This is a genomic window from Idiomarina abyssalis (assembly GCF_900116625.1).
GTDB lineage: Bacteria > Pseudomonadota > Gammaproteobacteria > Enterobacterales > Alteromonadaceae > Idiomarina > Idiomarina abyssalis.
The window spans coordinates 64,667-88,384 of the sequence record NZ_FPBE01000005.1 but is presented as its reverse complement, the minus strand read 5'-3'; the positions used below and the strand labels follow the sequence as shown (position 1 = coordinate 88,384).

General features: G+C 46.5%; 23 protein-coding genes. 14 read left to right on the top strand and 9 right to left on the bottom strand.

The genetic code is table 11. The features are described from left to right. Positions 1-5 precede the first annotated feature (5 nt). Genes BM359_RS09925 through BM359_RS09910 form a run of 4 tightly spaced genes read left to right on the top strand, consistent with a single transcriptional unit; the run spans position 6 to position 2,951 of the window. On the top strand, positions 6-263 hold the full coding sequence (locus tag BM359_RS09925) for a YkoF family thiamine/hydroxymethylpyrimidine-binding protein (protein WP_054490141.1): 258 nt from the start codon (positions 6-8) through the stop codon (positions 261-263). Further along, positions 256-882: a nicotinamide riboside transporter PnuC gene (gene pnuC, locus BM359_RS09920; protein ID WP_054490142.1), complete on the top strand. Its 627-nt coding sequence runs from the start codon at positions 256-258 to the stop codon at positions 880-882. Before BM359_RS09925 ends, pnuC begins: the two co-directional genes overlap by 8 nt. After that, entirely contained in the window at positions 879-1,622 is a 744-nt protein-coding gene (locus BM359_RS09915; RefSeq protein ID WP_054490144.1) for a phosphotransferase, read from the top strand. Before pnuC ends, BM359_RS09915 begins: the two co-directional genes overlap by 4 nt. A 15-nt stretch (positions 1,623-1,637) precedes the next feature. Further along, positions 1,638-2,951, top strand: coding sequence for an MFS transporter (locus tag BM359_RS09910; protein ID WP_054490146.1), 1,314 nt, complete (start codon positions 1,638-1,640; stop codon positions 2,949-2,951). 22 nt (positions 2,952-2,973) lie between these two features. Here the strand turns inward: BM359_RS09910 and BM359_RS09905 are convergent, their stop codons facing one another. Next, complete coding sequence (locus tag BM359_RS09905) at positions 2,974-3,171, bottom strand: DUF3185 family protein (protein WP_054490148.1); 198 nt, start codon at positions 3,169-3,171, stop codon at positions 2,974-2,976. A 179-nt stretch (positions 3,172-3,350) separates the two neighbouring features. Between BM359_RS09905 and BM359_RS09900 the strand changes: the two genes are divergently transcribed. Continuing rightward, on the top strand, positions 3,351-5,807 hold the full coding sequence (locus tag BM359_RS09900; protein ID WP_054490150.1) for a TonB-dependent receptor plug domain-containing protein: 2,457 nt from the start codon (positions 3,351-3,353) through the stop codon (positions 5,805-5,807). Positions 5,808-5,882: 75 nt separating this feature from the next. On the opposite strand, the gene BM359_RS09895 is transcribed toward BM359_RS09900, so the two are convergent. Together BM359_RS09895 and trhO are read right to left on the bottom strand one after the other, a co-directional pair. Beyond that, positions 5,883-6,359 (bottom strand): Dps family protein, encoded by a 477-nt coding sequence (locus tag BM359_RS09895; RefSeq protein ID WP_054490152.1) that lies wholly within the window; start codon positions 6,357-6,359, stop codon positions 5,883-5,885. Between the two features lie 145 nt (positions 6,360-6,504). Continuing rightward, positions 6,505-7,428, bottom strand: a complete 924-nt coding sequence (trhO, locus tag BM359_RS09890; protein ID WP_054490154.1) for an oxygen-dependent tRNA uridine(34) hydroxylase TrhO — start codon at positions 7,426-7,428, stop codon at positions 6,505-6,507. A 119-nt stretch (positions 7,429-7,547) separates the two neighbouring features. On the opposite strand from trhO, the gene BM359_RS09885 reads away from it, so the two are divergent. Then, on the top strand, positions 7,548-8,306 hold the full coding sequence (locus tag BM359_RS09885; protein ID WP_054490156.1) for a sulfite exporter TauE/SafE family protein: 759 nt from the start codon (positions 7,548-7,550) through the stop codon (positions 8,304-8,306). Here the strand turns inward: BM359_RS09885 and BM359_RS09880 are convergent. Together BM359_RS09880 and BM359_RS09875 are read right to left on the bottom strand one after the other, a co-directional pair. After that, positions 8,223-9,269 carry a CNNM domain-containing protein gene (locus BM359_RS09880; RefSeq protein ID WP_054490158.1) on the bottom strand — a complete coding sequence of 349 codons (1,047 nt, stop codon included), beginning with the start codon at positions 9,267-9,269 and terminating at the stop codon, positions 8,223-8,225. The two genes, BM359_RS09885 and BM359_RS09880, sit on opposite strands and share 84 nt — an antisense overlap. 15 nt (positions 9,270-9,284) lie before the next feature. Beyond that, the gene (locus BM359_RS09875) at positions 9,285-9,869 is read right to left on the bottom strand and encodes a YqaA family protein (protein WP_054490160.1); all 585 of its coding nucleotides are present in this window, start codon (positions 9,867-9,869) and stop codon (positions 9,285-9,287) included. 132 nt (positions 9,870-10,001) lie between these two features. On the opposite strand from BM359_RS09875, the gene hemH reads away from it, so the two are divergent. From hemH to BM359_RS09850, 5 genes are read left to right on the top strand one after another with little or no spacing between them, the layout of a single operon-like run. After that, on the top strand, positions 10,002-11,096 hold the full coding sequence (hemH, locus tag BM359_RS09870; protein ID WP_054490162.1) for a ferrochelatase: 1,095 nt from the start codon (positions 10,002-10,004) through the stop codon (positions 11,094-11,096). A 10-nt stretch (positions 11,097-11,106) separates the two neighbouring features. After that, on the top strand, positions 11,107-11,547 hold the full coding sequence (locus BM359_RS09865; RefSeq protein ID WP_054490165.1) for an OsmC family protein: 441 nt from the start codon (positions 11,107-11,109) through the stop codon (positions 11,545-11,547). Positions 11,548-11,549: 2 nt separating this feature from the next. Continuing rightward, on the top strand, positions 11,550-12,053 hold the full coding sequence (locus BM359_RS09860; protein WP_054490167.1) for a retropepsin-like aspartic protease family protein: 504 nt from the start codon (positions 11,550-11,552) through the stop codon (positions 12,051-12,053). A 21-nt stretch (positions 12,054-12,074) separates the two neighbouring features. Next, positions 12,075-12,614, top strand: coding sequence for a hypothetical protein (locus BM359_RS09855; RefSeq protein WP_054490169.1), 540 nt, complete (start codon positions 12,075-12,077; stop codon positions 12,612-12,614). 26 nt (positions 12,615-12,640) lie between these two features. Further along, the gene (locus tag BM359_RS09850; protein WP_054490171.1) at positions 12,641-15,316 is read left to right on the top strand and encodes an EAL domain-containing protein; all 2,676 of its coding nucleotides are present in this window, start codon (positions 12,641-12,643) and stop codon (positions 15,314-15,316) included. Between the two features lie 2 nt (positions 15,317-15,318). On the opposite strand, the gene BM359_RS09845 is transcribed toward BM359_RS09850, so the two are convergent. Next, on the bottom strand, positions 15,319-15,948 hold the full coding sequence (locus tag BM359_RS09845) for a peroxiredoxin (RefSeq protein WP_054490174.1): 630 nt from the start codon (positions 15,946-15,948) through the stop codon (positions 15,319-15,321). Positions 15,949-16,078: 130 nt separating this feature from the next. Here BM359_RS09845 and BM359_RS09840 point away from each other — a divergent pair, with 130 nt between their 5' ends. The 3 genes from BM359_RS09840 (at position 16,079) to gdhA (ending at position 19,155) form a co-directional block, all read left to right on the top strand. Next, a complete protein-coding gene (locus BM359_RS09840) occupies positions 16,079-16,522 on the top strand; it encodes a YaiI/YqxD family protein (RefSeq protein ID WP_054490176.1) in 444 nt (147 codons plus the stop codon). A 2-nt stretch (positions 16,523-16,524) separates the two neighbouring features. After that, entirely contained in the window at positions 16,525-17,721 is a 1,197-nt protein-coding gene (locus BM359_RS09835) for a GGDEF domain-containing protein (protein ID WP_054490178.1), read from the top strand. Between the two features lie 81 nt (positions 17,722-17,802). Continuing rightward, a complete protein-coding gene (gene gdhA, locus BM359_RS09830; RefSeq protein WP_054490180.1) occupies positions 17,803-19,155 on the top strand; it encodes an NADP-specific glutamate dehydrogenase in 1,353 nt (450 codons plus the stop codon). Between the two features lie 2 nt (positions 19,156-19,157). Here gdhA and BM359_RS09825 read toward each other — a convergent pair whose 3' ends face one another. The 3 genes from BM359_RS09825 to BM359_RS09815 are packed head-to-tail and all read right to left on the bottom strand — an operon-like array spanning position 19,158 to position 23,668. Continuing rightward, the gene (locus BM359_RS09825; protein ID WP_054490182.1) at positions 19,158-20,363 is read right to left on the bottom strand and encodes a serine hydrolase domain-containing protein; all 1,206 of its coding nucleotides are present in this window, start codon (positions 20,361-20,363) and stop codon (positions 19,158-19,160) included. Between the two features lie 9 nt (positions 20,364-20,372). Further along, positions 20,373-20,774 (bottom strand): hypothetical protein, encoded by a 402-nt coding sequence (locus BM359_RS09820; RefSeq protein WP_054490183.1) that lies wholly within the window; start codon positions 20,772-20,774, stop codon positions 20,373-20,375. 20 nt (positions 20,775-20,794) lie between these two features. Then, positions 20,795-23,668, bottom strand: a complete 2,874-nt coding sequence (locus BM359_RS09815; RefSeq protein ID WP_054490185.1) for an insulinase family protein — start codon at positions 23,666-23,668, stop codon at positions 20,795-20,797. Positions 23,669-23,718: the final 50 nt, after the last annotated feature.

The following is a 23,718-nucleotide window of genomic DNA, read 5'->3' as shown; positions in this document are numbered from 1 at the left end:
GTAACATGCAAGTTTCAGTGGAAATGTCGTTGTATCCTTTAGCTGACAACTATCTGGATACCATAAAAGACTTTATTGAGCGCTTAAACCAGCATTCAGAGTTAACGGTTCTGACCAATACGATGAGCACCCAAGTCTTTGGTGAGATGCAGGACGTTATGCGTATTTTAGGTGAAGAAATGGAACTGCTTTTTCAAAATGTGCCTTCGAATGTTCTGGTTTGTAAGTTTATTAATAAGGATTTAAGGCCGGAGAATGCTTGAGTCTTCGCTCGAGTTCTGGCTTGAACAGCTAATGGTCAGTTCCCCCTGGGAACTGACCGCTTTAGTTCTGGCGCTTGGCTATCTCGTACTGGCCGCGCATCAACGACAATGGTGTTGGGCTGCTGCCGCGGTCAGCTGTACTATTTACGCCGTATTGTTTTGGCAGGGCCGGTTGTATATGGAGTCTTTGCTGCAGACTATATACATTGCTTTGGCCGGATATGGCTGGTGGCAATGGCAACGTCAGCAAAGCGCCGCAAAAGAGAGCCCTGACGGTGCAAAGTATCCGCTGCGATGGCACCTTATACAATGGGCGTGGTTAGTTCCCCTGGCCGCTTTAATTGCTTATTTGTTGTCGGTCTACACAGACGCGGACGCAGTGTGGCTAGACACTTATACAACGGTCTTCAGTTTGTTAGCTACTTGGTTGGTAACCAAGAAGGCGTATGAAACCTGGTGGTACTGGTTGGTCATAGACAGTGTTTACGTTTATTTGTACGCCAGCAAAGGCTTTGTTGCTACTGCTTTGCTTTTTGTTGTTTATCTTATTCTGGTTGTTTACGCCATGTGGCGTTGGCGCCATGACACCCAGTTAAAGTCCGTGGGCGAAATTGGGTGATAGATAAGCCAGAAGAAATAAAGCTTTTAGCGTCCGGGCAGTCCAATCAGGCCTTACGCTTAATAACGGGCACTGACGACTACGTATTGAAACGTTGGCGGAATGAAGAAGTATTTGCGGTTGACAGAGAGCGGGAAGTATCGCTTCAGCAGCAGCTGGCCAAGCTTTCTTTAGCGCCGGAAGTATTGGATTACCACACTGGGCAAGGTTGGCTATTGCAACCTTATTACAAAGCCCCTTCGCTAGAGCAGGTCACTTTATCTCCGTTAATTAAAGCCACAGTGCTGGCTGAGACACTGGCCAAAATTCACTCCGTGCGCGTTGATGTTCCACCCTGGTCAATGGCGGAGCGGATTGAGCATTACTTGCAGCAACTGCAAGCTTTTGACGCACCCTCTGTAACTGTTATGCGACAGCAGCTAAAACCCATTGCCTCAGTTCTTGATGACTGGCTCAGTTTTCCTGTGTTGTGTCATAACGACTTATCGATGAACCACATATTGATGACCGACCCAATGAGAGTCATCGACTGGGAATATGCGGGCATAGGGAATCCGCTGTTTGATATTGCCAGTACCATAAAAATTAATCAGTTAAATAGCGAAATGGTTGAGCGTTTAATTTCTGATTATGAAAAACGAACTCACTACCAGGTTGATCGGCAACGTTTGTCACAATGGTGTGAGTTTGTGGAATGGCTGAACAAAGTGTGGCAGCATTTGTTCCGACATACCTCTTAATGTGAACACATTGCCATGACGGATAAAAAATTGACCGAACGCGTGTACGGCTATTTAGCGGAAGACGAAGATGCCCGTGTATGTAAAGACATTCCTGAATCAGCCTGTAATGAGCAGCCTCGTTCGTTTGTTTTAATGTTGCTATCGTTAATGTTAACAAAGTTGGGCGATAGCCTCGTCAGCGCCCGTCTGGTACTGCCGTGGATGCTGAGTTCGCTCGGAGCCCCTGCTATATTCATTAGTGCGCTGGTACCACTACGCGAATCATTAGCTCTATTACCTCAGCTTTTTGTTGCTCAAAAGCTTCGTGAACAACAGGTACGCAAATGGTTCTGGGTTGCCGGTAGTATCGGTCAGGCACTGTCCCTGTTGGCCATGTTGTTTGCAGTAGCTACCTTAGATGGCGATATGCTGGGCTGGTCGGTCGTCATATTGCTGGCGCTGTTCAGTTTGTCGCGAGGCATTTGTTCGGTGGCCAACAAAGATGTGACTGGAAAAACGGTGTCTAAAACCCGCAGAGGGCGCATGTCGGGTGTCGCGGCTTCGGCTGCCGGGCTGCTGACCTTACTCACTGCACTCGTCATCATTTTTGCTCCGGAGATGGATGGTCAGCGGCCTCTGTTTGTTGCTCTTCTAGGGGCGGGAGTCGCGTTATGGGTGGTTGCTGCACTGCTTTATGCAGGGATCCCTGAAGTTGCGGGGGCAACAGAAGGCGGCGGCAATGCGTTGACCGAAGCAGTAAAATCAATGTCGCTGCTTTGGCAGAATCGTCAGTTTGGTCACTTTGTAGTATCACGTGCGTTATTGGTAGCGGCTGCTTTCGCCATTCCTTACATTGTGGTTTTAATACAGCGAGAAGGAGAAGCCGAGTTAACAAGCTTAGGCAGCTTAATGCTGGCCAGTGGGCTTGCTGGTTTACTGGCAGGGCGTTTTTGGGGGCGTTGGTCTGACTCAGCCAGTCATCATGTTATGGCTGCCGCTTCCGTTATGTCGACCCTGGTTATGGGGATAGCTTTGGCACTTTATTATTGGGCTCCTGATGCGTTAGGTATGCAATGGGTGGCAGCTGCTTTGCTGTTCAGTTCAGCGGTGGCTCACCATGGTGCCAGGGTTGGGCGAAAAACTTACTTGGTGGATATGGCAACTCAGGATAATAGAGCGCAATTGACCGCCGTATCTAACACAGTAATGGGTGTTGTGCTTTTAGCGGGTTTATTGTTGGGCTGGGTTGATGCTGCTTACGGCGTAGCTGCGGTACTGTGGGTGCTGGCTGCTATAGGCGTTATTGCAACCTTTAGTGCATTGCGATTGCCAGACGTATCAGGTTGATACGCCTGGCTAACCGAATCCGTTATTTTCCGCGAATTACCGCGTAGAGGCCAACAATCACAGCGGCAACCCCACCAATTAAATACCAAATGGTGTTGTCAGTTGGCTCATTTGTCGCCATTTCAGACATTTCAGAAGCCAGAGACTGAGAAGCTTCATAAGAAAAATACAGTAAAATAGCACCAACAACTAATAGAACAATACCTACGATACGAGTCATAAAGTCTTCCTTTTGTTGTGTTAACAACTTATCAATATAAAGCAGTGAACAAGATCTTCAAGTTTCCTTACGAAATTTTGATCTATGTCATCTGATATATTCCCAAACCAGAAAAATGTCGGTAATTGTTAAAGGGCTAATCGCGTTTAAAACGAAAATAACAAAAGTAAGGCGGAACTATGAGCAGAGCATCTTTCAAGCTGGGTTATTTAGCCCTTTCACTGTCTGCCGCGTTAGCAATTCCGAATACCGGTTTTGCACAGCAGGCAGACGTTAATGCAGAGTCAGACGAATCGATGGAGCGCATTGTTACTCTGGGTTCTCGAGTGAACGGCCGCACCGCAACTGAGTCGGCATCGCCTATCGATATTATTTCCGCTGAGCAACTGGTGAATACCGGTGCAACGGAATTAGGTAAAGCTCTGCAAATGAGTGCACCGTCTTTTAACTTCTCCAGTACCACTATCTCTGATGGCTCCGATATTATTCGTCCGGCTACTTTGCGGGGACTTAACCCTGACCAGGTATTGGTGCTGGTTAACGGTAAGCGTCGCCACCAACAAGCTCTTGTGAACGTACAGGAAACGATTGGTAAAGGCTCTGCTGGTTACGATATTAACGCGATTCCTATTACAGCGGTTGAGCGTGTTGAAATTCTTCGCGATGGAGCCGCCGCTCAGTACGGTTCTGATGCGATAGCTGGGGTTATTAACATTACGCTGAAAAGTTCTGACGGCGGAAGTATTTCAGCGGAAGTTGGACAAACTTATGAAGGCGATGGCGAAGTTAATACCGTTGGTATCAACTTTGGTAAAGAGTTTGATAAAGGCTTTTTCAACGGAACGTTAGAATACCGTGACCGTGGTATGACAAATCGTGCGGCACCAGCTGAAGCCTCATTGATCGGTGATTGGTCGTCGCCGAGTGGCGACCCTGTGGTTCGCCTGCATATTGGTGACGCAGACTCTGAAAATTTATACGCCTGGTTTAACTCCGGTTATAACCTGGGTAACACCACAGAACTTTATGCCTTCGGTGGTGTTTCAACTCGCGATGGTGGGTCTTCGGGCTTTTTCCGTGGCAGAGGACACCCCAGAACAATTGAAGCCATTTATCCGGACGGCTTCTTACCAAAACTAGAAACCGAGGCGGATGACCAGTCTCTGGCGGTTGGTATTCGAGGTGATCTGCCGAATGCCTGGTTATGGGACGCGAGCGTTGTCTACGGTAAAAATGAATTCGGCTTTAATTCGTCGAACTCAGCGAATGTCAGTTGGTACTACGAACCTCACCCAGATGGCGGCATTTACGGTGAAACCCCTACGTCAGCCTTTGACGGTGAGTTAGTGTTTGAGCAAACTACGTTCAACTTAGACTTTAACGGAACCGTTGATATAGACAATGAACTGCTTTATTTAGCTTTCGGCCTGGAAATGCGCCAGGATGGTTATGAGATAAATCCGGGTGACCCTGTTTCCTGGGCTTATGGCCGGACCAATGATCCCAGTGTGGAAATCGTAACCCCATCGGGAGCTGGTGCAGAGGCTGGTATACAAGGCTTCCCGGGCTTTAGCCCAAGCCAGGCCGTGGATGCAACTCGTGACAGTTATGGTGCTTATGTCGATGCAGAGTATTATGTGACTCCAGACTTTTTGTTAGCCGGCGCCTTGCGTTATGAAGACTACGATATTGCTGGTGACAACATTTCCGGTAAGCTTTCTGCACGTTATGACATCGATAACGACTTTTCTGTTCGAGGAACAGTCGCAACAGGTTTCCGTGCACCAGGTGTTCAGCAAATTTATTACAGCCAGGTTTTAACGAACATTGTTAACGGAACATTGGTTGAAACCGGAACCATTGCTAACGATGACGAGGTTGCGCGGCAGTTTGGTATTAACGCACTTGAAGAAGAAACATCAGAAAGTATCAGTTTAGGTCTTATTAAGCGCTTTAATAACGGTTTTGACCTGACCATGGACTTTTACCAAATTAATATAGATGACCGCATTGTGTTGTCCGAGTCGTTAACAGCCTCTGTTGGCGCTGAATTTGGTGAAATTTTGGAGGAGAACAACCTGGGTGCGGCGCAGTTTTTTACCAACTCTGTTGATACTAAAACAACAGGTTTAGATGTTATCGCGTCTTATCCTACTGAGTTGTTTGACGGTAACCTGAACTTGACTGCGGCCATGAGTTTTATGAACACCGATGTTGAGCAGGTGAATTCGGTTTCGTCGTTAATTCCGGGCGAGCAAATTTTTAACGATACTCAAATTTTGCGCCTTGAAGAAGGACAACCGAGTGAAAAAGCAACATTAAGTGGTGACTGGACTCGAGATGCCTGGAACGTCAACTTAGCTCTAAATTATTTTGGACCCGTTGAAGGCCAGGCTTTTACTGGTGTTCGTCATGAGTGGGACGGCAAGTGGTTAACGGACCTTTCTGTTGGTTACGACTTTACCAGTAACCTGAACGTACGAGTTGGTGCCAATAACTTATTTGATACTTACCCGGATGAGTGGGGCAGTGCAGGCTCGCCATTCTCTGATGCCGGCTTTAAATACGGTTGGGAAACCTTCCCGTTTGGTATCAATGGCGGTTATTACTATGCGCGTCTGAACTACACGTTCTAGGTGTTGCATTGTCTACCAATAGAAACGAAAACGCCCCTGGAAAAGGGGCGTTTTTTATTTGGCCAGGCTGACAGTTTAGTTACCTAAATAAGAGGTCAGCATCCAGGCTGTTTTTTCTTGCTCTTTAATGTAGTCACTCATTAGTGCATTAGTACCTTCATCACCAGCTTCGTCAGAAATTTCAAGAATTTCACGCTGCAGGCGAATTGTAGTCTGATAGCTGTCCAGAATATTAGCTACACAGGCACGGCCTTCGTGAACGTCTTTTACTTCTTCTATTTCGCTGTTCTTGATATAGGTCGAGTAAGCATGCTGAGGGCGTTGACCCAGAGTCAGAATACGTTCTGCAATTTCATCAATTTTGAGCAGTAAATCATCGTAGGTTTCTTCGAACTTAGCGTGCAGCTCAAAAAAACGTTCGCCTTTAATGTTCCAATGGAAGCCGCGAACATTCATGTAAAAAACTTGGTAGTTTGAGAGCAACTCATTCAACTTGTCGCCAAGCTTCTCTGCTTTTTTCTGATCTAAACCAATAACGCTTAACTGTTTCATAAACCCTCCTTTGTCATCGTTATGCTTTAACCATAGTTGAATCATAGAGTTAAAGAAAGCGATGAAAACCGATAAAGCCGACAGTTAAAATCGATAACTGTCAGCTATAGCTTACATAAAGGTTACGGAATTGCAGTGAGTTAGATCAACTGAGGCTTTCGACTTTACCGTCGCGAATGTGCTTCTCGCCGCGGGCTTTCGCCAACTGAATTTGACGTTCGCGTTCTGCAAAACGTTCTTTCTGTTCGGCTGTGGTTTTATCAAAGCAATGCGGGCAGCTGACGCCCTTCTGGTAGTGCTCAGACTGCATTTCTTCTTTGGTTATTGGCATACGGCAGGCGTAACATTGGTCGTATTCACCCGGCTCCAGGCCATGTTTGACGGTGACCCGTTGGTCGAAGACAAAACATTCGCCATTCCAGCTGCTTTTCTCTTCTGGCATCATTTCCAGGTACTTAAGAATTCCGCCTTTCAGATGATAAACCTCGTCAAACCCTTGTTCCTTCAAATAGGCAGTGGACTTTTCACAACGAATACCACCAGTGCAGAACATAGCTACTTTTTTGTGTTTTTCCGGATTCAGGTGCTCTTTAACGTAATCAGGAAACTCACGGAAGGTATCGGTTTTGGGGTTAACAGCACCTTCGAACGTACCTACGGCATATTCGTATTCATTACGAGTATCAATAACCAGAACTTCCGGGTCGGCAATTAAGTCATTCCACTTGTCGGGGTCAACGTAAGTGCCAACAGAGCTTTTGGGGTCAACCCAGTCAACGCCTAACGTTACAATTTCTTTTTTAAGCTTAACCTTGGTGCGGTAAAAAGCCTGACCGTCGCTGGGGGACTCTTTGTGTTCAATATCCGCAAAACGTTCGTCCGAACGCAAGTAATCGAGCACGTTATCAATACCTTCGCGAGTACCACAGATAGTGCCATTAATACCCTCGCGGGCTAACAAAAGAGTGCCTTTTACATCGTTTGCAATAAGCGTTTGATACAGCGGTTCCCGCAGCTCTTTATAGTCATTGAGCTCAACAAACTTGTACAATGCCGCACAAATATACATATCATGTTACCTTTTTCAGCGGTCCGGAACGTAAATCCGGAGCCCTATTTAAAATCGCGCGGATTATACCGTTTTGATCCTGATCAGCGCAAATCAGGTTTCCTGGGAGCAGTAAAGCCATGGTAAGCGACGCTTTGTTTTTTGGTTTAGTTCTTTTGTCGGCCGCAACCTCACTACTGACAGCTGTAGCTGGTGCAGGTGGTGGTGCAGTATTGATAGGTATGATGGCATTGGTCTTGCCGGGGAGCGCAGTGATACCGGTACACGGATTGGTGCAAATGGGGTCTAATGTGGGCCGTACCGGGTTGTCATGGAAGCACATTCACTGGCCTACCGTTGCTTGGTTTGTCCCTTTTGGTTTGCTGGGAACCTTTATTGGTAGTTTATTACTGGTTCAGCTTCCCACGCATTTTTTGCAAATTACCATCGCGTTATTTTTAATCTGGCTGACCTGGGGACCTAAATTGCCGCAAAGCTTCCGCGGCCGGGCAGGCTTAGTTGGCGGAGGTTTGGTAACCGGTTTTATCTCGCTATTTGTCGGGGCGTCAGGGCCGCTGGTAGCGGCCTTTGTAAAAGCTCGTTTTAGTGAAAGGTTGCAAACCGTCGCGACATTTTCTGCGGTGATGACCATGCAGCATGCCCCTAAAGCGTTAGTTTTTGGCATGGCAGGCTTTGTCTTTCAGGATTGGCTGCCGTTGGTGCTGGCAATGATTGCCGCTGGCTTTGTTGGTACCTGGGTTGGTCTGCATTGGTTGAAAAAAATCACCAACCAACGCTTTGACCAATTGTTTCGGTTAATCATTACCTTGCTGGCTCTTCGCCTGCTTTGGGTCGCGCTTGAGCCTTTTGTCCCAGCGTTGGCGAGCATAGCGGCGTAAGCTGGCAATGTTATCGGTTTCATCCATTATGGGCGTGCCCAGTATGGTTTCGATAATATCTTCCAGAGTAATGAGCCCGAGCCAACTGCCGTGTTCGTCGTAAACCAAAGCAAGATGCTGGCGCTCTTTGATGAGATGACTCATTAGTGCTTCCACGCTCACAGTTTCTGTTACTATTTCCACGGGGCGGACAATGTCACTTAATGCGTCTGACTCGTCAGCATCTAAAACATCACTTCGGAAAATGATGCCCTGAGGTTCCTCTTCGCTGTCAATAACAGGGTAGCGTGAAAAAGGTAACTTGCGGATCTTCTCGCTGACTTCCAGCATACTTAAACTCGGGTTAATCGACTCGCAGACTGTGCGAGGTGTCATTACTTGACGCACGCGAATTTCATGTAAATCAAGAATGTTTAAAATTACCCGGCGCTCGTCATCGTCTAAAGCTTTTTCTTCGTGACCAATAGTTGCCATGGCCTTAATTTCCGAGCGAACATCAATGTCCGCTTCACCGCTGCCAATACGTTTTGTAATTTGATCAGAGAGCCAGATAAAAGGCTTAAGTGATAAAATCATAAAGTTAAGTATGGGAGGAAGCGAAGGTGCAATGGGTCGCCAGAACTTGGCTCCGATAGTCTTAGGAATGATTTCAGATAACACCAAAATAAGCAGCGTCATAACGGCTGAAGCGACACCCAGGTAGCCATCACCAAAAACCACTCCGACTTGAGCGCCAACACCGGCTGCTCCGGCTGTATGGGCTATCGTATTGAGTGTTAGTATAGCCGCGAGAGGTTTATCAATAGAGTCTTTTAGCTTGCGTAATTGCTGATGGGTTTTAGGCCTGCTCTCTTTTAATTGTGCAACATAACTCGGCGTAACCGATAAAAGAGCCGCTTCTAAAACCGAACAAACGAACGAAACACCCACCGCAATGATGGCAAAAACAATAAGTAAAAACATTAGTACCCTAAATGCTTACAGAAATTGCGTCAGTAATAACATAGTTCCTGCCAGAATCAGAATTGACCAGCCGACAGGACCTGCGTACTTACCCCATAAGCGCTCAGTATAAGGCCCTAACCACAAAACGATAAGCGCTAATACATAATATCTTAAAGCGCGCGCTGCACCTGCGGCGAATAAAAACAGAGAAAGTGGGTAGTCGCCAGCTCCGGCAGCCAGCATGGCAACCTGGAAGGGGACCGGAGTCACACCAACTAAGAAAATCGCGACAAAGCCGTCTTCTTTTAGTGTTTCCTGAAACTCTTGATAATAGTCCTGAATGGACAAGTAGCTAATAAACCATTCGCCCGCAGTGTCGAACAGCGCAAAGCCAATGTAGTAACCGCCAACGGCACCTGCCATGAAGCCAGCTAAAGCAACCGAGGCTACTAGCCAGATGCGTTTGCGCTCAAGCACCATGTAAGGTACGAGTACTAACTCTAAAGCAATGGGGAGTAAGGTTGCTTCCATAGCAGAAAGAAAAAAGAGAAGTACCAGAGCATGAGGGGAACTGGCAAGTTTCTGATACCATTGCTGCGTCTTTGTGTTTTCTGTCATTGGTGCGTCAATTTATTAATTTCGATAGTATTTATCGGTTTAGTGTAGCGTTATTTCTTTGCAAATAGGGATCGAAGCCGTTAAAACTTACGTAAACTTTGCATTAAGCGTATTGTTAAAAGGTAACTGAAAATGAAATATCGAGGAAGCCCTGCTTTTTCTCATGGACAGGCAGATAAAATAGGGGTGCTGGTGACTAACTTGGGCACTCCTGAAGCTCCAACGAAGGGCGCGCTCAAGCCTTATTTAAAAGAGTTCCTGTCTGACCCAAGGGTGGTTGAGGTTCCTCGCCTGCTTTGGTACTTCATATTAAACGGCGTGATCCTTCGATTTCGTCCGAAACGTTCAGCCGAGGCTTATGAAACTGTTTGGACAGAACGCGGCTCGCCGTTGCTTTTTCATACTCAGGATCAAGCCGCTGCTATTGAGAAAAAACTGAAGGAAACCTGGGGCGACAATATTGTCGTCGACTTTGCCATGCGCTATGGGAATCCGGCGTTGGGTGATGTGGTCGAGAATATGATGCAAAAAGGGGTACGGAAATTACTGGTTCTGCCTTTGTATCCGCAGTATTCAGCGTCTACTACAGCCTCGACTTTTGATGCTCTGGCAAAAGATTTTACTAAACGACGCTGGTTACCTGAGCTTCGCTTTATTACTCATTACCATGACTTTCCGCCGTTTATTGAAGCAGCAGCAGAGCGTATTGAGAGGCACTGGGAACAATACGGACGCACAGATAAATTGCTTTTTTCCTACCATGGTATTCCGTTACGCTATTTGAAAAATGGCGACCCTTACCACTGTGAGTGCTACAAAACCTCGCGTTTACTGGCTGAGCGTCTGGGACTTGGTGAGGAAGAATACCTGACCACATTCCAGTCACGTTTTGGTCGCGAGGAGTGGCTGCAGCCATATACTGATATGACGATGAAAGCGCTTCCCGGAAAAGGCATTAAGTCTGTTCAGGTATTTTGTCCGGGGTTCTCTTCTGACTGTTTAGAGACGGTTGAAGAAATTGGCCAGGAGAATCGTGAATACTTTATGGAAAGCGGTGGTGAACGGTACGAATATATATCGGCACTAAATGCCGAAAGTGAGCATATTAATGCGCTGGCACAGCTTATCGAAAGCAACTTGCAGGGGTGGTCAGTAGAAGACGTTTCTGAACTGCGCCAGCAAAGAGCTGATGAAGTTAAGAAGCAAGGCTTGCCCTACGATAACTGAGGAGAGAAGCATGGAAAAAGAATTTTCTGTTTCAATGGAACTGGTTGATAATTATAAGTTTCTTGTCGACTTTGGTAGTTATGGTGAGCTTGTTTCAGATGAGCCAGAGCCGCTAGGAGAAGGTCAGGGTCCAAATCCCTCTCGTATTTTGGCTGCGTCAGTGGCTAACTGTCTAGCCGCTAGCTTAATGTTTGCTTTGCGTAAGTTTAAAGACGAACCGGGTAAAGTAAGTGCCAAAGTTAAAGGGCATCTTGACAGAGTTGATGGTCGTTGGCGTATTGTCAGTATGGACGTCGATATAAAATTGGGAAATGCCTCGGCAACGCTGAGTCATCTTGAAAGAGCTTTGGAGCAGTTTGAGGACTTTTGTGTGGTCACTCAGAGTGTCCGTAACGGTATTAATGTCAATGTCAAAGTTGAAGACAGTGACGGAAAATTAGTAAAAGGATAAAAGTGGCTCGAACGAATTCATTCGGTAAGCCTTTCATGTTTATTGCATGGGGGCTTGCTCTTGCCATGCTAGTTTGGTTTTTCGAAGACAAACTGCAGCAACAATTTAACCCTAACTCTCAGGTTCAAAGTCATGTAGGCAATGGGCAGGTCACAGTGGTGCTGGAGCAAAACCGTATGGGCCATTACGTAGCCCGGGGAAAGGTTAACGGGCAGTCGGTGACATTTTTATTAGATACCGGAGCTACCCTGGTCGCTATTCCCGAAGGTTTAGCGCAAAAGCTCGGACTTCGTAAGGGGCGTCAGGGAATGTCCCAAACCGCCAATGGACGTGTTATAACATACCGTACAGAAATTGATCGTTTGCAGCTGGGTGATATTCAGTTGAGCAATGTTGCTGCTTCAATTACACCCGGGATGGACGGCGATGTCATACTTTTGGGCATGAGTGCATTGAAAGAATTTGAGTTAATGCAGAAAGGCGATACTCTTACTTTACGTTATTAAAAATTAGAGCAGGACGGATGTATGTATAGAAAACTACTAGGCGCAACGTTATTCATTATTGCCGGTACGGCCGGAGCGCAACAGGAAACAATGAAGGAATGCTCGGCGATTGAAGACTCACTGGAGCGCTTGGTGTGCTATGACAACCTAGCCAAGCGTCAGCAAGGTGAACCTCAGGACGAAAAAGCTAAAGGTAGAGCTAAAGCGGAAGAGATGAAAGCCCGAGGACAAAGCAAGGCCGAAGAGATGAAAGCTAAGGCTAAGCAACGGGGCAAGCGGAGCGACAATGCCGCAGAGCAGAACTTTGGTATGGAGCACAAAGGTAGTCAAAATAATACGCTTGAAAGGTTAGAAGTAGAAGTTGCCAGCAAAAAGCAAGACCCTTATAAGAAATGGCAAATTGAGCTGACTAATGGTCAGGTTTGGAAGCAAATCGATAGCCGGGGTTATTTTTCCTGGGACGATGATGATACCTATTACATTGAGCGCGGTGCGTTGAACTCCTTTTTCTTCGGTCGAGAAGATTCAAATCGTCGGCTTAGAGTGCAGCGAATTAAATAAGCCAGGAACAATTATGCAGCGGACTAATGCAAGATAACTTACTCAGTTACAGTCAAATAGCGACAGGAGTCGTGCTGCTCCTGATTACTGCGACAGTTTTTGTCAGCGTGGTCCGTAAAAGAGCGGATAAGAAGTATCAGGGATTAAATCAGTTAATTCAGGCTCATTATAATACGTTTAATGCCCTGGCCCAGCAGCGGGATATTGAGAGCCGGTTGCTGGGTATTTGTCACTTAATTGAATCCCAGATTGATGGCGCCATGTGTTCTATCATGGTGGCAAATAAAGACGATAAAACCTTATCAACGGCCGCCTCGGCTTCTTTACCTCGTTCCTTATCTAACGCGTTAAACGGATTAGAAATTGCTGATGGTTCAGGCGGCTGCGGTACCGCAGCCGCCATCGGTGAACCCGTTCTGGCTCCCGATATGAGGAAGGATAAGCGCTTTGAGGCGTTCATGCCGTTAATTAATCAGTACGGCTTAGCTGCTTGTTGGTCTCACCCCATTTTTGGGGCTGCAGAGGGTGAAGTTATAGGAACTTTCGCTATCTACTTTGCCCAGCCGAGAGTGCCAACCGGGGATGAGCTGGAACTGATTGTACGTAACCGCGACTTAGTTGCCTTAATCCTCGAGCAAGAAGAGCAACGAAAAGCGCAGGTTCGTTTAGAGCAACATCAACGCTCTTTATTTACATACAACCCCGATTCAGTTTTCACATTGGATTTAAACGGAAACTTCACCAGCGTTAATCGTGCAGGTTGCGAGCTTTTACTTCTTAGTGAGGAAGAGTTGCTGGGGCAGCATTACGAGCTGGCGGTTCCGGAAACCGAGCGGGAAAGAACGCTAACGTACTTTGAAACAGCAAAAAAGGGCACCCCTCAATCTTACGAAATTAAAGTTGCGGACAGAATGGGGCAACTGCATGACTTATCAATAACCAATATCCCAATTATTATTGATGGCGAAGTTACCGGGGTGCATGGTGTCGCTAAAGAGGTTACTGAGCATCGCGCGAATGAGGCAAAACTTAAAGTTTTTCGAAGTAGCGTGCATGCCAGTGTTAATGGCGTCGTTATTAGCGAAGCCAATAAAAAAGGTTTCCCGGTTCTTTATGTGAACCCCGCTTTTGAGAAAATGAGCGGTTACTCTCTTACCGAAATGAAAGGGATAAGTTGCAACATACTGCAAGGCCCAGACACGGATCCAAAGGTAATTAATGAGATTCGAAAAGCTTTGCAGGAAAAACGGGAAATAAAAAGTGTTATTCGGAACTACCGCAAAGATGGAAGCATGTTTTGGAATGAGCTCTTAATAGCACCGGTTAAGGGCCCGGATAACAAAGTAACGCATTTTATTGGGTTACAAAGCGATATTACGGAACGAGTCCAAAGAGAGGATGCTTTAGCTTTTTATGCCTCACATGACAGTCTAACGCAGTTAGCCAACCGAAGTGCAATGGAAGAGCGACTACAACAGTTAGTATCCAATGACACGAACCAAGCCGTTTTTGTGTTGTTTATTGATTTGGACGGGTTTAAACCGATAAATGACAGTTTAGGGCACTACCTTGGTGACGAGGTGTTAATTGAAACTGCGCAGCGTCTGCAGCAGGTAATCCGTGAACCTAACCTGATTTGCCGCTTTGGCGGAGATGAATTTGTTGCTGTTATCCAAAGCATGGGGGCAGCAGAGCAGATTAATGTTTTATGTACCGAAGTATTAGCTATTTTCGACGAACCATTTCGTATCGATGAGATTGAAGTTTCCTTGTCGGCAGCCATTGGCGTTGCCGCAAACGATATTCAATATAAGCATCCCATGGAACTGACTCAGCGCGCCGATGTAGCAATGTATGAAGCGAAGAAGCGCGGCGGTAATGCAGTTTGTTGGTACTCCGAAAAGCTTGATGAGGGGCTGGGCTACAAGGTTGCTCTGCGGACACAAATTCAGGAAGCGCTGGCCAAGAAGCAATTTGAGCTGTTTTATCAACCCATCATGACCAGTACAGGGCAAATTTCAGGGGCTGAAGCGTTGATTCGCTGGCACCACCCAACCAAAGGCTACGTTTCTCCAGCGGACTTTATTCCGATTGCTGAGCGTACAGGTCAGATCATCCAAATTAGTGAATGGGTTCTTAGACAGGCCTGCCAAGACTTAAGTGAGCTGAAACGTTACGGTATTAACACTGTTTCTGTGAATTTTTCGCCCATTCAGTTTTATCGTGACGACTTTATTAGTAAAACCAAGTCTGTGCTCGAAGAATTTAATATAAAGCCGGGTGAAATTACCGTTGAAATAACAGAGAATGTGCTGGTTAACGACACTCAGCGTATTGCTGAACTTTTACAACACCTGCGCGATTTAGGCCTTGATGTTGCTATTGACGATTTTGGAAGCGGGTTTGCCAGTTTGCGTTACCTGAATGTCCTGCCCGTAAATAAACTGAAGATTGATCGCAGTTTTATTGAGAATATTGACCATAACAGACATAACGCTGCAATAACGGGTGGCATCTTAAATATGGTCGAGCACCTTGGCATACAAACGGTTGCTGAGGGTGTCGAAACTGAAAACGAATACCGCTATCTGGTCGAACACGGGTGTCCATTAATGCAGGGCTTTTTATTCTGTAAACCGAAACCGCTGGGCGAACTACTCGTGTGGGCAGAACGCCAGCAGTCTCTCGAAAACGAAAGTTAAAGCTATTTGATATCGGTCAGACGTAAGTATGGGCGCAGCGTTTTCCAACCTTGCGGAAACTTCTGTTTTGCGTCTTCATCGCTTACTGTCGGGCGAATGATAACTGAGTCGCCAGGAACCCAGTCCGCCGGACAGGCAACTTCTTCGCGATCGGTCGTTTGCAGCGCATCAATAACACGTAAAATTTCATTAAAGTTACGACCTACCGTCATGGGATAAGTCATGATAAGCCGAACCTTCTGGTTGGGGTCGATGATGAAAACTGAACGTACAGTAGCGGTTGCGCTCTCGTTTGGGTGGATCATGTCGTAGAGTTCGGCAACTTTACGCTCTTTATCCGCTACAATAGGAAACTCTAAGACGGTGCTTTGAGTGTCGTTTACATCCTCAATCCAGCCTTTGTGCGCTTCAACAGTGTCAGTGGAGAGTCCCAGCGGTTTGACATTGCGCTTTTCAAATTCCGGGGCCAGTTGTGCTGTTCTTCCCATTTCGGTGGTGCAAACAGGTGTGTAGTCAGCCGGGTGACTGAAAAAGAATACCCAGGAACCTTTCGCCCAGTCATGAAATTTTATCGAACCCTGAGTGGTATCAATGGTAAAGTCTGGTGCAGTATCGCCAATACGTAATGTCATAAAGTTACTCCTGGAGTCATTGTTGATAACCTTTATTCGTAACAACTAAATAATAGTAGCTTAGTAAACGCATTACAAGGTAATAGACTTAGAACCATTTACTCTAATATAGACTCATGGATTATTAGTAATGACTTTATTTATTGATGCCGATGCCTGCCCACTGGCTATAAGAGAGATTCTGTTTCGAGCGGCGCAGCGTAAGCAGCTACACCTTTATTTAATCGCAAACCAGCGTATTCAGACACCAAAATCGAAGTTTATCCATATGGTTCAGGTAGGCAGTGGTTTTGATGTGGCTGATCATGAAATTGTCCGTCGCTGTGAAGCCGGCGACCTGGTGATAACCAGCGATATTCCTCTGGCGGCAGAAGTTATCGAGAAAGGTGCAAAAGCTCTGAGCTCCCGAGGCGAACTATTTACGCCGGACAATATTCGTCAGCGTCTCAATATACGCGACTTTATGGACACCATGCGAAGCAGCGGCATTCAGTCGGGAGGCCCTCCGCCTTTAACCAACGTTGATCGCAAAAATTTTGCTGACCATTTAGATCGGTTACTTGCGGGGAGTTGAATTTGGGATTTATTGCAGCATTACCGGCAATTCTCTGGGCCTTGGTTGCCTGGCTTTATCCTGAATGGTTGACGCAAATTCAGCTGCCGGTGCCGGGTGCCGTTTCTGCGGGCCTGGGTATTGTGTTTTTACTGGCCGCCTTTTTCCGGCAATGGCACTGGTTTTATTGGTGCGCCTGGGTTGGAGGTAGTTATGCAACGATTCAACTGGGGTTGCAGCAACCACTGGCGCAAAAAGAAGTGTCACAACTGTATCAGGCGTTTCCTGTTTGGTTATCGGTCAGTGCCCTGTTATTAGCCTTTATAAAACAGCCAACCTTACTGACGCTAAAGGGTGTTCTTCTATTTATTGTTGTGGGAATTTTACCCTTAGCTTTGCTTTTGGGGCCGGTTGCTAACTCAGTTGCAACCCTGAGCCCAGTTGAACTGCTGACTCTGCCTGACTGGGAAGACACTGGACTTGCTGTTGGTTTGCTTCTTTGGATTGTTGCAATGGGAGGAAGTTGGGCAACTTTCCTATTGTATAAAGGCTCATCGTCCTTTGCCTGGAGCCAGTGGGCTTCATGGCTGGCACTGATGGTTTTTCTGCTGGTTGTTGACCATCGGGATGCGTCAACCTGGGCCTCGGTCGCGGCGGTAATTGGCCTACTATCGGCATTGGCCGATCAGATGTTGAAGTTGGCTTACATTGACGAGTTGACTGGATTACCGCAACGCAGAGCACTGGTCAGTCAATTGCAGCATTTACGCAGGCGCAGTGCGGTGTGCATGCTCGATGTCGATTACTTTAAGAAGTTTAATGATCGTTACGGGCATGAGGTTGGTGATCAGGTATTAAGGTTGCTTGGCAGTATTTTGAAAGATCATCGGGGTTTTAAAGCGTATCGTTATGGTGGCGAAGAGTTCACTCTGGTTTTTTCTCACAGCGACCCGGACAAATTGAAAAGTACATTAGAAAGTGTGCGCAGCAAAGTGGCGAATTATCCGCTTAAATTACGGGAACCCTCGCGACCTGACAGTAAACGCAAAGGTAAGGACGCTCGCGGAAAAAAAGATGCTGCAAAAACCGTAAAAATAACGATCAGTTTAGGAGCCACTTTAAAAGAACCCGGAGATACACCGGATAGTATTTTAAAGCGCGCCGATGAGAACCTGTATTCTGCTAAAAAAGCGGGGCGTAACCGGGTTGTCTTAAAATAGTGGCGATCTAAACTCACTGGTATACGTTATTAGTAGGTACAAATCGTAAATCATGCGCTGTACACAATAACAGGTAGGTCAATGAGCTACATAAAAGAAACCATTGAAAAATTAAAACAAACGAGCCCCGCTCAAGTTGAGTTCTACCAGGCGGTAGAAGATGTGCTGGAGTCGATAGAACCGCTTCTGGAAGAGCGGCCTAAATATCGTGAGCATTCTATTATTGAACGCTTGGTTGAACCTGAACGGCAGATTATGTTTCGGGTTCCCTGGATGGATGATGACGGCAATATTCAGGTGAATAAAGGCTATCGAATTGAGTTTAACTCGGCGCTAGGCCCCTACAAAGGTGGTTTACGTTTTCACCCAAGCGTCAATGCCGGCATTATTAAATTCCTTGGGTTTGAGCAAATTTTTAAGAACGCATTAACCGGGCTACCCATTGGTGGCGGTAAAGGTGGTGCCAACTTTAACCCGAAAGGAAAGTCCGACGCTGAAATTATGCGGTTTTGCCAGTCTTTCATGAGCGAGCTTTACCGTCATATTGGGCCCAATACGGATGTGCCTGCCGGGGATATTGGCGTGGGCTCGCGCGAAATTGGTTACTTATTTGGTCAGTATAAGCGTTTGGCAAACCGCTTTGACGGCGTGCTTACAGGTAAAAGTCTGCTATGGGGCGGTTCACATGCCCGTAAAGAAGCCACCGGATACGGTGCAGTTTATTTTGCGCAGTGCATGATGGATGACAAAGGCGACTCGCTGGAAGGTAAGCGCTGTTTAATTTCTGGCTCTGGCAACGTTGCTATATACGCTATGGAAAAGCTGTATGACTTAGGAGCCAAGCCCGTAAGCTGCAGTGATTCCAGCGGTACAATTTATCATGAGCAAGGTATTGATCTTGACCTGGTTAAGCGCATTAAAGAGGAACAAAAGGGGAGGCTGGAAGAGTACCTTGAAACTCATAATAACGCGGAATATACGCCTCGGGACGATTACCCTAAAGACGGTCATACGGTTTGGCGTTACCAAGCCGACTTAGCTTTCCCTTGTGCAACTCAGAACGAGCTGACCGAAAAAGACGCTCAGTCACTTTTGGAAAATGGCTGTAAATGCATTGTAGAAGGCGCGAACATGCCTTCAACTCAGGCCGCCGTTGATCTCTTTATTGAAAGTGGTGCCGCATACGGCCCCGGGAAAGCTGCTAATGCCGGCGGTGTTGCAACAAGTCAGTTAGAAATGGTGCAAAATGCCAGTATGCTGCGCTGGGACTTTGAAGAAGTGGACGAAAAGCTCAAAGACATTATGCGGAATATCTATCAGGATGCAAAACGCACTGCAGAAGATTTCGGGCATCCGTCTAACTTGGTTCTTGGTGCAAACATTGCGGGTTTCCGTAAAGTTGCTGACGCCATGATAGAGCAAGGTGTGGTCTGAATTTATTGGCTTCCTGCATTCTGGGTCAGTCGTTTAATGGCTTCATCATTTACCGGTATCGATTGTGCGTTTAGCATAACGACAGCCCTTGAGCCATCGAGGTAAAAGCCAACAAAACTGCTGAACCCGGCTGTTTGCCCGTTGTGCCAGGCGTAAGCTTTACCGTTTTTGTCTTCGCTAATAAGCCAGCCTAAAGCCTGCTGGCAGCAGCCTTCAATGGTTTTCTGAGGGGCAAGTAATTGCTCGACAGTGGCATCGTCTTCTGCGCTTTTTCGCATGAGTGCTTTGGTGTAGTTGGCCATATCACTCAGTGTAGAAACAACTGCTCCGGCGCCGGCCAGAGACTGAAAATGCCAGTGAGGTACTACGTCACCCAGAACATTATGTCCTTTTGACAGGGAGCCTGAAGTATTTTCTTTACGGGTTGCCACATAAGTATCCGGCATACTGAAAGGTTCAAACACAACGTCATTTAACAGCTCAGGAAAAGCTTTTTCTGCACTCTTAGCGAGCGACTCTGCAAGTAAGCCATACCCGAAGTTGGAATATTCGTAATTGTTGGCACCGGGCTCTATCTCAGCCAAGGCACTTTCCAATTCTGACTGACCATAATGAGCGTAAGGGTCTGTCTGGTCGGCCTTGCTTAATAAGTTTTCAGGAAGGCGGGGCAGCCCACTGTGGTGTGTGGCAAGCTGTCCCAGAGTCACTGTATCGGGTGCTTGCGGCCAAAACTCGTTGACCGGGGTATCAAGGGTTGTAGACTCATTAACTACTGCATGGGCCAGTAAATAAGCCACCATGGTTTTTGTGACCGAGCCAATTTCGTATTGTGTATTATGGTCATGCTCGCCATAAAACTGCGTTTTGATTTCATCTTGGTCAATGATGGCAACCGCTGCACCGTGCTCGCCCAACTCGGGTGTCGGGGTGCTGGCCTGTTTCTCATCCGAACCGGCTTTTTTGAAGGTGAGAGGAAATTCCTGCCCCTGTTTGAAAGTTCCTTCGTAGCCTTCTGTTGTCTTTTTCCCGTTAAAGCTCGCCTGAATCATCGGCGACTTAAAGCTGAGTGTGTTGTTATCAATATGAACGTCAGTCAAAGGTATACCAAAGCTTTGCTGAGCCGGACTGTCTAAAGTCGCAATATACCCGTCGTGCACAACGGCAATATTCACTTGTAAGGGTAAACTCGAGTTTTCACTGACGGGCAAGTCACCTTTTTAGGTTGCTTCGTAGGTAAGGCGGGCTTTGTCTTCCTGAGTTAGCTTATGCATGGTAATACTGCGTTCTTTACCCTGTGTGAATGTGCCCTCTAACTGACCATCATTCAGAGCACCCTGATAACTGGCACTTAGGCTTGTATCGGTGAACTCTATCTTATTATCCTTAACTGAAAACTTCGTGGGTTGGTGGTCAAACATGCCCTGATTCGGGCTATCGAGAGTTAGCTGGCCGTTATCGACATTAATACCAAGCGTAATGCTAACACCTTCTTGAAGGACAAGCTCTCCGCGCCATACGCCTTCCAGTTCCTCCTGATACTCTTCAGCTTGTAAAGCATGGTGGCAGAAAGCTGCCACCATAATAGTTGAGTAAATAAACCACTTAATAAAGGTCTTCATTTTATTGCCTCATTGGTTAATTACTGCTTTTTCATCTCCTGCTGGAATTCCGCCAGATCAGAAATTACCGTTTGATTCGGTAAATCTGCGTATGGTTCATCAGCAAATTTAGTGCCTCGTAGTTGTACCGAAATACGAGCAGCATCCGGGTTTAACAGAGTTTCCTGATAGAAGGCTTTTGCGTTTTCCAATGTGACACCCTCAACAGCCTTAATCAGTTGCTCTTTGCTATCAAACTCAAAGCGTTGCAGTCTCAAATCGGCCAGAAGCGGAGACACCTCCTCGTTAAGGTTCTTTGGTGTCTCGTTCAAGGTAATGAGCGTGCTTTGCTTAAGTTGATTGAACTCTTCCTCAGTCATACCCTGCAAGTCTTCCCAGTATTCTTGCTTGAAGCTGTCAAAGCGTTCCTGCATATCGGCAACATTTTTCACCGGAGTTTGGATGTATAACCCAAAGCCAGCGTACTGGTCTAAGCTTGGGGCAAAGGCGCCAACTGCGTAGGCTAACTGTTCTTCTGTACGCAGCGTATCAAAAGCAACGGTACGGAAGTGACTTTGTAATACCGTACCGGCAGCTAACGACTCAAAACCGGGCTGTGGATGAATGTGTGCATCAACCAGTGCAACATCAGCAACTTCTAAGTCACGGCGCAGCACAATAGATTGCTCTGGTTGAGGTTCCCAGAACTGAGCCTGCTCAAAGTCTTTTACTTCCCGATTCTTCGGTAAGCTGTCCTTGATGCGTTTAACCGACTCATTAAGCCCTGCTTCGTCGTAGTTACCAAAAGCGAAAATGCGAATAGCATTATTACTCAGCATGGTATTCATGTAGTTCGATAAGTCTTCTGCACTTACAGAACCTGCTGTTTCAACTAACTCGTCCTGATTAAACCCGCCCTCGCGGATCAGCTGCCCGTATGCATCGAAGCTTTGGTAAATAGGGAATTGCTGACCTTTGTTGTTAAGTTCTCTTATATAACGGTCAACTGCTTGCTTAAAGGCTTGCTGCTCAACCGTAAAGCTTAAGTTATCAATAGCTCGCTCAAGTAGCTGAGGCTGTTTATCGGTGAAACCCGATACCGTCAGCGTCAGACCGGTGCTGTCGCTAAGGTTTAGGTTCATACCGGCAATATTTGCTTCGGTATCAAGCGCGCTAACATTCATATTGTATAAGTCGCGCCATAGAGCGGTTAAAACATTCGCTTTTGCACTTTCAAGCGGGGCGGAATTATTAATTTGAATGTTGAACACGCCACGTGGCTGGTCGTTATATAACTGACTTGGGTATTGCCACACCTGAATGCCGTCTTCTTCAATAACCACCTGGGGTTTATCAAAAGCGTCATTTTGTTTAATGGCAAAGTTTTCAGGTAAAAGTGTATTCACCTTAGGCAGATTAATCGCCATTTTTGGCTCTTGGTCCCAGCTTGCGATTTCCTCTTGCGGTATATCGACAACTTTGTATTTACCTTCGTAAAAGTCGAGCTGACTGTCGTGCGGTTCATCCTGGCTGATATACCAAACACGCAAATGCTCCGGAGTTAGCTGAGACAAAACAGAGCGTATGGCTTCGGGGTCAAACTCCTGATACTCGTAAGGTGCACTGATAGCGTATTCAGCCGGGAAATTTTGCATGGCTTCAGCCAGGTTAGAAACGTAACTGAATTCGTCACCTTTTTCTAAGAAACGGAAGCGATTGCTCAGGCTGGTTTTAATTTCGTTAAAGTACTTCTCATCAACGCCTTCAGCACGAACTTTATCAATGTACTTCATAATGAGAGCAACAATTTCTTCACGCTGCTTCATACCGGCATTGGTTAGCTCAACGTCAATTGCCAGAACGCCGTAGTTGCCGTAGAAAGTAGGCTGTGCCGATGCGTTCAAATTGGCAATAAGACCGGCGTCTTTCAGTTGCTGTGCTGGTGTGCCCGGCATTTCAGAGCCAAGCAAATAGCTGACATAGCGGTTTGGTTTAACCGCGAACTGGTCCTGGTTGTCGTTAATAATGAACTCAAGCTTCAGCTGTTTAACATCTTCATTCGGCACATAGTGAATGCGTTTTTTGCCCACATCGTCGAAGTTAATTTGGGCAGTAACCTCAGGCTCTTCAATACCGTCATCTTCAATGCTGGCAAAATGCTTGCGAGCCAGCTCTTCCATTTCTTCTAACGAACGGTTGCTTATCATGGCAACTTTCATGATATTAGAAGAATAAAAACGGTTATAAAAATCCACAGTTTCCTGATGAAGCTCGCTGCCTTCTTTGTCGCTTAAGCTGTCCAGATTACCGATAAGGAAGCGGTTAGACGGGTGTTTGCCCAAAAGCAGTCGGCCCAGTTTGAACTGACCAAAAAAGTCCATCTCACGGCGCATAGACCACTCGGCATTAACTGCATTACGTTCTTTGTCGACATACTCTGGATACAACTTAGGAGCTTTGAAAAAGTCCGAGAAGCGATCCAGGCCCTCATTGTAGGCATCGTTATTGACTTTAAACATGTAGTTGGTGATATCCAGCCAGGTGTAAGCATTCTGACTACCACCGTTATTACTCATAAATTCGCTGTAGCCATTAGTGTCCGGGTATTTCTCGGTGCCCAGGAACAGCATATGCTCCAGATAGTGCGCCATGCCCTGTTGTGTTTCAGGGTCCTGCAGTAAGCCGACACCAACACTTAACGATGCGGCAGACTTATCCGTATTAGGATCAGACACCAACATAATTTCAATATTGTTATCCAGAGTTAATACACGATACTCACGCTGATCGTTTGGGCTTTTAATAACTTCCCCGGCAATAGCACTTTGCTGTGTGCTGGTTTCGGTCGCTGGTTGACTGCAGCCTGCGGCTAATAAGGCGGAGCTAATAGCGGTTGCGAGTAGTAACTTTTTCATACAATATTTTCCTTTAACAAGTTATAGCCACATCATACCTAGGAGTAATG

Bases quoted from the DNA above. Each gene is read 5' to 3' on its own strand.
- gdhA (WP_054490180.1), top strand. From the start codon at position 17,803: ATGAGCTACATAAAAGAAACCATTGAAAAATTAAAACAAACGAGCCCC.
- BM359_RS09850 (WP_054490171.1), top strand. From the start codon at position 12,641: ATGCAAGATAACTTACTCAGTTACAGTCAAATAGCGACAGGAGTCGTG.
- BM359_RS09820 (WP_054490183.1), bottom strand. From the start codon at position 20,774: ATGAAGACCTTTATTAAGTGGTTTATTTACTCAACTATTATGGTGGCA.
- BM359_RS09910 (WP_054490146.1), top strand. From the start codon at position 1,638: ATGACGGATAAAAAATTGACCGAACGCGTGTACGGCTATTTAGCGGAA.
- hemH (WP_054490162.1), top strand. From the start codon at position 10,002: ATGAAATATCGAGGAAGCCCTGCTTTTTCTCATGGACAGGCAGATAAA.
- BM359_RS09840 (WP_054490176.1), top strand. From the start codon at position 16,079: ATGACTTTATTTATTGATGCCGATGCCTGCCCACTGGCTATAAGAGAG.
- BM359_RS09905 (WP_054490148.1), bottom strand. From the start codon at position 3,171: ATGACTCGTATCGTAGGTATTGTTCTATTAGTTGTTGGTGCTATTTTA.
- BM359_RS09855 (WP_054490169.1), top strand. From the start codon at position 12,075: ATGTATAGAAAACTACTAGGCGCAACGTTATTCATTATTGCCGGTACG.
- BM359_RS09875 (WP_054490160.1), bottom strand. From the start codon at position 9,869: ATGACAGAAAACACAAAGACGCAGCAATGGTATCAGAAACTTGCCAGT.
- BM359_RS09865 (WP_054490165.1), top strand. From the start codon at position 11,107: ATGGAAAAAGAATTTTCTGTTTCAATGGAACTGGTTGATAATTATAAG.
- trhO (WP_054490154.1), bottom strand. From the start codon at position 7,428: ATGTATATTTGTGCGGCATTGTACAAGTTTGTTGAGCTCAATGACTAT.
- BM359_RS09845 (WP_054490174.1), bottom strand. From the start codon at position 15,948: ATGACATTACGTATTGGCGATACTGCACCAGACTTTACCATTGATACC.
- BM359_RS09885 (WP_054490156.1), top strand. From the start codon at position 7,548: ATGGTAAGCGACGCTTTGTTTTTTGGTTTAGTTCTTTTGTCGGCCGCA.
- BM359_RS09880 (WP_054490158.1), bottom strand. From the start codon at position 9,269: ATGTTTTTACTTATTGTTTTTGCCATCATTGCGGTGGGTGTTTCGTTC.
- BM359_RS09900 (WP_054490150.1), top strand. From the start codon at position 3,351: ATGAGCAGAGCATCTTTCAAGCTGGGTTATTTAGCCCTTTCACTGTCT.
- pnuC (WP_054490142.1), top strand. From the start codon at position 256: ATGCTTGAGTCTTCGCTCGAGTTCTGGCTTGAACAGCTAATGGTCAGT.
- BM359_RS09925 (WP_054490141.1), top strand. From the start codon at position 6: ATGCAAGTTTCAGTGGAAATGTCGTTGTATCCTTTAGCTGACAACTAT.
- BM359_RS09895 (WP_054490152.1), bottom strand. From the start codon at position 6,359: ATGAAACAGTTAAGCGTTATTGGTTTAGATCAGAAAAAAGCAGAGAAG.
- BM359_RS09815 (WP_054490185.1), bottom strand. From the start codon at position 23,668: ATGAAAAAGTTACTACTCGCAACCGCTATTAGCTCCGCCTTATTAGCC.